Below are 5,120 nucleotides of genomic sequence, written 5' to 3' on the forward strand. Positions count from 1 at the left end.
ACCCGACAGCAGCAGTCACACCGGCCCGTGAATCAGCGGGGTTAACAACGTGAGAACCCTCGAGCGCCACGATCCGGGCCTGATCACCCCGATCTCGTGACAGTCCGCGCGCGCTTCACCTGACTCGGGGGACTACGTTCGGCGGCGGGCGCGGTCTCGCAGAGTCTCCCCTGCCCGGTATGTGGGTTTGCCGTCGGCTCCGTGTCGGTGCCGGCGGGGATCTCGGGCGGCTCGCCGGAGATCTCGCAGTAGTTCGGCGGCCCGGTCGTCGCCGAGTTCGGCGATGGCGTCGCGGTAGGCGCCGTGGGTGGTCGGGTCGATGTCTGGGAGGCCGATGACAGCGCGGTGCCAGCGCAGCAGCTCGAGGAACAGCGGCTCTCCTACCTGGTCGGCTGCGTGGCGGATTCGGCCCAGCAGCTCGTCCATGGCGGGCACTGTAGCGGCGTCCCCCGACACGCTCGGCTAGTACAGCTCCCGGGCGGTGATGAGGCCGGCGATGAAGTCCGCGACGCGGTCGGCTTCGGCGTCGGTGAGGTCGTACTCCTGGCCGGCGACGAGGGTGCGTGCAGGTCCCAGGGGCTCGAGCCCGTAGAGGACCCGGGTGGTGGCGCTCAGGGCGGCGCGATCGGCGATGGCGGCGACGGAGCAGTCCAGGGCGGCGGCGATCGCCTCGAGCTGGTGCCGCGGAATCGTGAGGGCGTACGCGTCTTCGCCCCGGGCGGCGGGGACGCGGCCGCGCTCCCAGAGGCCTAGCTGTCCTCCGCCGACGCCGATCGCGACGGCGAGTTTGAGTTGCGGAATGCCGCGCTCGAGTCGGGCGGTGCGGATCGCGCGGCCGAGGGATCGGGCCTCGTCAGGCGTCACTTGGGCTCCCCTGCCGGTCGGTCTCGCACTTCGGCGACGACGGACCAGTGTCCATTTTGTTGGGTCGTTGACAGGATGGTTGTCTCGACCGTGCCACCAGAATGATGCAGGAAGATGCGGCGGTCGAGATCCATGTGGGCGTGCAGTTCACTGGACCCAGTGCCGACGATGTACATGGGTGGTTATCTTGCCTGGTCTGCGTGTCGGGCCAGGCGAGTAGAGAAGCGCTCCTCGTGCTGTGAGGCAGAGAAGCGCTTCCGCTGGTGCGCTGTTCGCCGAGTTTGGGACTGTGTCAGAGCCAGCCCGCGTTCGTTTGTTGGGTGATGAAGTCGGGGATCCACCAGGCATCCCCGTAGCCGTTGTTCTGGAGTGTGGCCAGGGTCTCTCGGTTCATGTTCTGTACGGATCCGTGAAAGCCCGGGATCGAGTTCAACAGTTGCGTTACTGGGTCCATGACCTGTCCTTTAGATCGGCAGAAATGACGCCCCAGAGGTTAACAATGGGGCATTGTTCGCAGGGCTTCCACGTCGGTAGGGCCAATGATTCTCGGCGTGCTCCATATGTCGGACCAGGGCTTGACTTCCGTTTTTTCTGAGAGGAGTCTGTCTCGCTTTGCTTCGAGAGTGGCGCAGATCTCGACGAGGACTGTGCAAGCACTGTGAGGGTCCTGGAGCTCGCTGCGGCGACTGCTTTCGGCGATCCTGACGAGTTCTCTGGCGAACCAGGTCACGTGGCCGCGCTGGACGATCCCTTTGCCTCCGACCAACGCTCGGCTTTGAACTGCGGGGTGCACTATAGCGGTCGGGTTTTCGTTCTGGTCCAGGACGTAGCAGGCGTTGAAGACGACTGCGTTGGAGTCGATGACAGGAAGCGGAGTGGTGATTTCCAAGCCTCTCCAGCCCAGCGCGATGGAGCCGTCTGTGAATGGGTAGCCGTGGCAGCTCACCAGGGTGACGAGCGCCCCTTCCTCTTTGCGGAGTGCCTCGAGAAACTCAGCTTCGGTCTGGCAGTCATCCAGGGTGATGACCTCGTGGTGCTTCTTGAGAAGCGTGGCGAGGCTGCCAAAGATTCGCTTGTTGGCCAGCAGGCCTGCTGGCCCCGGGCTGCCGGCGACGATCCGAATCGCGGGTTTACCAGCCTTCTTAGGGGGCTTCACGCTGCCCACGGTACTGGATCGGTGTTCGCCGCGGGCCGGTCCGTCGACGGCGTCCACACCACCGGGCCCCGGCACTGTAAGCGCCAGTGACTGACCAGGTCAGAGGGCATTTGTAGTCGTAGGTGGTGGGTAGGTTCGGGGTGTCCGATTCGGGCGGGGCCGACCATCCCGCCCTCGATTCCCTGGGAGGGAACCCATGACCGATTCTGCTACTGCTGTGACCGTGATGGACGCGTGTGGGCGTGCTGGCGTGCCTGTGCTGCTGTTGTCTGCTCCGGGCATGGGAAAGACCTCGTTGGTGCGGGCGCTGGCCGCGTCGAGGGGGGAGCGGTGCGAGACCGTGCTCGGCTCGATTCGTGAACCGGCCGACTTCGGCGGGATGCCGATGGTGACCGACGAAGGGGCGATCTTGCACCCGCCAACGTGGGCGCGTCGGCTGGTCGAGGCCAAGGTCGGGATCGCGTTCCTGGACGAGTTGACCACCTGCCCGCCTGCGGTGCAGGCGGCGATGCTGGCGGTGTCGCTGGACCGCACAGTGGGCGACTTGGCGTTGCCGGAGGGTGTGCAGATCGTGGCCGGTGCTAACCCGCCGGAGTGTGCGGCGGGCGGGTATGAGTTGGACCCACCCTTGGCCAACCGCTTCTGTCACGTGGGGTTCGCGCCGTCGCCGGAGGACTGGCTGACCGGCATGGCGTCGGGGTGGACGATGCCGACCTCCCGTGCGGTGACCGCCGACCCCGGGGCCAGGGCGATCCGTCGCGGCGAGATCCTCGGGTTCTTGAGGGTTCGGCCCGATCTGCTCGACGCGATGCCCACCGACCCGGCTCAGCGGGGCGGCGCGTGGCCGTCGCGCCGGACGTGGACCATGCTCGCGGACAGTCTGCCGTTCGTGCGATCCGACGACGCCGATGCGGAGCACGCTCTCGCGCACGGTCTCGTCGGAGAGGGCGCGGGGACAGAGTTCTTGGCCTGGCGCGAGGCGATGGACCTGCCCAGTCCGATCGAGCTGATCGCGGACCCGACCCTGATCGATTACGCCTCCGAGCGTCCAGACCGCGTGTGGGCCGCTCTGTCGGCGGTCGCCACGTGGGCCGCGTCGGAGGGCACCAAGAAGGCGTGGACGGACGCGTGGGGGCCGCTGGTGGCTGCTGCCGAGCACGCCGGGGACGTGGCCGGTGCCGTAGCACGGTCGCTGGCGGTGTCGCGGCCTGCGTCGGCGTCTGTCCCGGCCTCGGCGAAGGCCTTCCGGCCCATGCTCACCGCTGCCGGTCTACCGACCGCGCCCGCCACGACTGGCGAGGCCGCGTGATGAGGACCCGAGTGCTCGACGCTGGCGAGAGCGAGGCGTTCCGGCTGGGTCGGATGCTCGCGGTCCAGCACATGCCGTACTGGGCGCGTGCGCTGTTCGCGCTGTCGCCGCTGGCCGCGCCCGATCTGGGCACGTTCGCGGTGGACGCGCGATGGCGTCTCTACATGGACCCCGCGCTGCTGGTCGGCCCGCAGCGGTGGGACACCCCCACGGTGGCGGCAGTGTTGCTCCACGAAATCGGGCACCTGCTCCGGGACCACGCTGCCCGCGCCCGCGCGATGCCCGCGCCGTTGGCTCACACCGCGTGGAACTACGCCGGGGACGCCGAGATCAACGACGACCTGCTCGCGGCTGGTGTCGCGCTTCCAGAGGGTGTCGTCACCCCGGCCACGCTGGGATGCGCAGATGGGGACGTGGCCGAGACCTACTACGCGGCGATCTGCGATCCCTCGCACCCGATGAGCGGTGAGGCGCGGGCGGGGACCGGGATGGACGATGCTGGGTGCGGGTCTGGGGCCGGATGCACGGCTGTCGCGGCGGAGATCGGTGCCAGTGACGGCGACGGCGAGGACGCCCCGGCGGGGCTTGCCGAGTCGGAGGCCGAGCGGGTGCGCACCCTGACCGCTCGCGACACGGTGACGTTCGGGAGCATGGGCCGGGGAGTCGTCCCTGCCGGTGTGGCGCGGTGGGCGTCGGACACCCTGACCCCGGCCCTGGTGCCGTGGCAGACGATCCTTGCTGCCGCTGTGCGCCGCAGCATGGCCGACGCGGCAGGTCGAATGAACTACACCTACTCGCGGCCCTCACGGCGACAGATACCGGGCATAGTGCGGCCCGCGATGCGTCAACCGCTGGTGTCCGTGGCTGTGGTCGTGGACACCTCCGGGTCGATGAGCCGAGCCGAGCTGGACGAGGCCGTGGGGCAGGTTCGGCGGGTCGCCCGCACTTCCGGGGTGGCTGGCTCATCGGTCCAGGTGATCACGTGTGACGCGCAGGCCACCGAGGCGCAGCGGGCCACCGGGGCTGGAACGGTTGCCCTGACCGGCGGCGGCGGAACCGACATGCGCGTGGGGATCGCTGCCGCGATGCGACTGCGACCCGCCCCTGACGTGGTGGTCGTGCTCACGGACGGGATCACGCCGTGGCCGGAGGCCGGGATCGGTGCGCGGCTGGTGTGCGGCCTGATCGCCACCGACCCCAGTCATGTGCCCGATCCGCCTGGCTGGGCCACTCGCATCGATATTCGCCCGCAGGAGGCGGCATGAGTGCTGTGGATCGCGCCGCCGTGCGGGAGATCGCGGCCTGGTCCGCTCCAGTTCTGGCGGGGACCGGGATCGACCCGGGGCTGCCGGTGGACCCTGACGCGCATCCCGCCGGGAGCGCCGCGCAGGCATGGGCGCAGGGCTATCGGGATGCCGCGCTGGGAACACGGTTCGAGACGATGGGACAGGGACAGTGACCGTCGAAATCTACGATGCGGCGCAGCGTCGGTTCGCCGCGCAGAGTGGACGCCCGGTGTGGCGCGTGGCGCACGCCTTGGTCCGGCCTCAACCGGATGCGGTTGCGGTCCGCGAGACCGGGCACCGGGGTCAGGTCGTGATCGCCCGCCGTGGTGGCGCGGCGGTCACCGCCTCCGGTGGAGAGGCGCTAGACACGCTCGCGGCGGCGGGCGTGGTGATGGACCGACCTGACCCACCGCAGGTTCTCGTCGCGGACCCGGCGACGGTCGGGATGCTGGCGGACTTAGCCCCGCTGATTCACGGGCCGGTGTGACTGCTGCTGTCGGGTGAC

7 protein-coding genes are annotated in these 5,120 nt (G+C 69.0%); 4 read left to right on the top strand and 3 right to left on the bottom strand.

Annotation, left to right across the window (positions count from 1 at the left end):
• Positions 1 to 132: 132 nt before the first annotated feature.
• The 3 genes from G6031_RS03400 to G6031_RS03410 form a co-directional block, all read right to left on the bottom strand.
• A complete protein-coding gene (locus tag G6031_RS03400; RefSeq protein ID WP_182652438.1) occupies positions 133 to 426 on the bottom strand; it encodes a hypothetical protein in 294 nt (97 codons plus the stop codon).
• A 36-nt stretch (positions 427 to 462) separates the two neighbouring features.
• Positions 463 to 864, bottom strand: a complete 402-nt coding sequence (locus G6031_RS03405) for a helix-turn-helix transcriptional regulator (protein ID WP_182652439.1) — start codon at positions 862 to 864, stop codon at positions 463 to 465.
• 493 nt (positions 865 to 1,357) lie between these two features.
• Complete coding sequence (locus G6031_RS03410; RefSeq protein WP_182652440.1) at positions 1,358 to 2,020, bottom strand: hypothetical protein; 663 nt, start codon at positions 2,018 to 2,020, stop codon at positions 1,358 to 1,360.
• Between the two features lie 196 nt (positions 2,021 to 2,216).
• Between G6031_RS03410 and G6031_RS03415 the strand changes: the two genes are divergently transcribed.
• Genes G6031_RS03415 through G6031_RS03430 form a run of 4 tightly spaced genes read left to right on the top strand, consistent with a single transcriptional unit; the run spans position 2,217 to position 5,102 of the window.
• Entirely contained in the window at positions 2,217 to 3,329 is a 1,113-nt protein-coding gene (locus G6031_RS03415) for an AAA family ATPase (protein WP_182652441.1), read from the top strand.
• Positions 3,329 to 4,594, top strand: a complete 1,266-nt coding sequence (locus G6031_RS03420) for a VWA-like domain-containing protein (protein ID WP_182652442.1) — start codon at positions 3,329 to 3,331, stop codon at positions 4,592 to 4,594. Before G6031_RS03415 ends, G6031_RS03420 begins: the two co-directional genes overlap by 1 nt.
• Positions 4,591 to 4,788, top strand: a complete 198-nt coding sequence (locus G6031_RS03425) for a hypothetical protein (protein ID WP_182652443.1) — start codon at positions 4,591 to 4,593, stop codon at positions 4,786 to 4,788. The genes G6031_RS03420 and G6031_RS03425 overlap by 4 nt, the downstream gene beginning before the upstream one ends.
• Complete coding sequence (locus G6031_RS03430; RefSeq protein WP_182652444.1) at positions 4,785 to 5,102, top strand: hypothetical protein; 318 nt, start codon at positions 4,785 to 4,787, stop codon at positions 5,100 to 5,102. The genes G6031_RS03425 and G6031_RS03430 overlap by 4 nt, the downstream gene beginning before the upstream one ends.
• Positions 5,103 to 5,120 lie beyond the last annotated feature (18 nt).

Origin of the sequence: Dietzia sp. CQ4, from assembly GCF_014145125.1 — a bacterium.
Classification (GTDB): domain Bacteria; phylum Actinomycetota; class Actinomycetes; order Mycobacteriales; family Mycobacteriaceae; genus Dietzia; species Dietzia natronolimnaea.